The organism is Lutibacter sp., assembly GCF_041555395.1.
Classification (GTDB): Bacteria; Bacteroidota; Bacteroidia; order Flavobacteriales; family Flavobacteriaceae; genus Lutibacter.
Window position 1 is genome coordinate 1 of record NZ_JBFFKM010000113.1, and the last position, 2,398, is coordinate 2,398.

At 35.4% G+C, this 2,398-nt stretch carries 3 protein-coding genes; 1 reads left to right on the forward strand and 2 read right to left on the reverse strand.

The window, feature by feature from the left end:
• The first annotated feature begins 352 nt into the window (after positions 1 to 352).
• Positions 353 to 793: a hypothetical protein gene (locus tag ABY285_RS12500; protein ID WP_372770561.1), complete on the forward strand. Its 441-nt coding sequence runs from the start codon at positions 353 to 355 to the stop codon at positions 791 to 793.
• A 351-nt stretch (positions 794 to 1,144) separates the two neighbouring features.
• Here ABY285_RS12500 and ABY285_RS12505 read toward each other — a convergent pair whose 3' ends face one another.
• Together ABY285_RS12505 and ABY285_RS12510 are read right to left on the reverse strand one after the other, a co-directional pair.
• Positions 1,145 to 1,402, reverse strand: coding sequence for an acyl carrier protein (locus ABY285_RS12505; protein ID WP_372770563.1), 258 nt, complete (start codon positions 1,400 to 1,402; stop codon positions 1,145 to 1,147).
• The coding region (locus ABY285_RS12510; protein WP_372770565.1) for a dihydrolipoamide acetyltransferase family protein at positions 1,396 to 2,398 on the reverse strand (1,003 nt) is incomplete at its 5' end. The genes ABY285_RS12510 and ABY285_RS12505, both read right to left, overlap by 7 nt.

Sequence of the window (2,398 nt, forward strand, 5' to 3'; positions counted from 1 at the left end):
ACAATTCTTGGGAATTTTAATAAGTTATCCTTTTTAACATCACCCTTAATTTCACCAATACCAATAAAATCGAATAAAATTAGTACCTTTAAATAGTGAAATTGACATCATTAAAATTATTTTGAAAAATTCATCAACAAGAAACGTTAAAATAACTAAGTGTTAATTGCTGTACTGTTTTCTTTGCTTTGGTGTACCTTAAACTGCAAAGACTTAATTGATAAAGGGAAAACTAAACCAAGCTTGCTTTTTAAACTAAACAGGAAACGGTTAACCTTTTTAACAAACGATTTTTTCCAAAAGAAAAATCTCAGGTTTTCATAAATAACAACAAGGAGAAAAATAATTTAGGATGGAAAAGTTTTTATTGTTAGCCCTTTTTGGTATCAGCATGGCTCATTTAGAAGGAGTAACGGTGGTTTATCTGCGCAGGGCACTTGGAATTATTGATTCAGAATCAAATAAGGAATCGCTCAAAAATATTTCTAAACAGTATATTTTTATTGAGAAAACAAGGGAAGCAGCCACAATATTGATGCTTGTGATCTTAGCGCTTTTGGTTGGAGAAACCTGGCTGGACAAAATGGTTGTCTTTCTTTGGACATTTGCATTTTGGGATTTGTTTTATTATCTCTCGCTTTACCTTTTAATTAAATGGCCATCAAATTTTACGACTACTGATGTTCTTTTTTTGATTCCTCGTCCTTGGATTGCACCTGTATGGGTTCCAATTGGCATATCATCAATCACTATCATCATTATTGCCATTCTTCTTCTGACTTCAATTTTGTAGAATAAAAAGGGTTCAAAAGCTATCATAATAGCCCGTTGGGTGCAATTAATTTTTGACGATAATTTTTCGTCAGTCCGAGTGATTTTCGATAGAAAATCGTATCGAAAACAGAAATATTATTGTTAAAAACGGTTCTCGATATATTTTTTGTTTCGTTTTACTACACAAAAAACACTCGAACTGACGTTTTTAATAATTGCACCCAACGGGTTAATAATAATTGATTTGCAATTTCACATAAAGCGTTGGACATATGGTTGTTTTAATGTCTTTTAGTTAAAACCTTACCTTTAAATTTTGATATGCCTTTTATGAATGACCTGCATTTTCAAACTTATTGGTTTTGGGCATTCATTTTTTATGCTTATTAAAATCTCTTATATAACTCATCAAAGCATTTAGCGTAGTAATTTTTCCATAATCCTGTTCCGGAATTTCAATTCCCGTTTTTTCGGCCAGCAAGATCATAAATTGTAAAAAATCAAATGAATCTATGCCGAGTACCTCTCGAATATTTTCATTTGGCAATAGCGAATCCGGTTCAGTATCAGGTGCAATCTTCTCAAGTGATTGAAAAACAATCTTTTTTATTTCTTCTTCATTTACCATATTTCAGGTTTTTGTAAATAGTTGTTCAATGCATCCAAAAAACGACTTCCGCTTAATCCGTCCGTAGCGCGATGGTCACCGGCCAATGTAACATAAACAACAGGACGAATACCTATCATTCCATTTTCAGCAATCGGCTGTTCCAATACGCTTCCAAAACCGATGATTGCAACCTGAGGCGGATAAATAACGCCAAAAACCTTATCTGCACTGCCTTCACCAAGATTGGTCATGGTAATAGTGGTATTGCTGAGTTCAGAACTCCGCAATTTCAATGCTTTTGCTCTTGGAATGATATCATTGAGTGCCTCCATGATTTCATCAATTGTTTTTATGGCTGCTTGTTGTATGGTTGGAATAACAATGCCTCCGGTGCGCAATGCGACTACAAATCCGATATTAATTTCATTTTTTAATTGCAATCCGTTTTCCCAAACGGCGTTCAATTCAGGAACATCCTTAAGCGACTGGGCAACTGCCTTTACGAGCAATGAAATAGGCAGCAGCCGTTTTTGTATTGGGCGTTTAAGGTTTGTTTCCTGCAACCACTCCATAGCATTTGACATATTAATCATTTTTTCTAAGTAGTAGTGCGGAATTTCCCGATTGGATTTACTCATTGCGGCAGCTATGGCGTCACGAATTGTTTTGTTGAAGGAAGCCGTTTTTTCTTTTTTTGCTTCAATGGTTTTCTCCACAATTTTTTTTGGTGTTTCCGGTTTTTCAGGTTCATCATGCTTTACAATGGCTTTTTCTACATCGTCTTTTGTAATAGCGCCTTCCGGTCCTGTTCCTTTTATTAGTGAAAGGTCAATATTGCTACCGGCAGCCATTCGTTTGGCCAATGGAGAAGCTTTAACGCGTATTTCTTTTTTTGTTTCAGCACTTCCTGCTGCCGGATTGATTATCGCTATTACAGTTCCCACCGGAACTTTATCTCCTTCGGCTATCAGCAGTTTTTCCATGGTGCCTTCTTCAAAAATTTCAATTTCAATC

Excerpts from the sequence above, each read along its gene's own strand:
- ABY285_RS12500 (WP_372770561.1), top strand. The coding sequence starts at position 353 with ATGGAAAAGTTTTTATTGTTAGCCCTTTTTGGTATCAGCATGGCTCAT.
- ABY285_RS12505 (WP_372770563.1), bottom strand. The coding sequence starts at position 1,402 with ATGGTAAATGAAGAAGAAATAAAAAAGATTGTTTTTCAATCACTTGAG.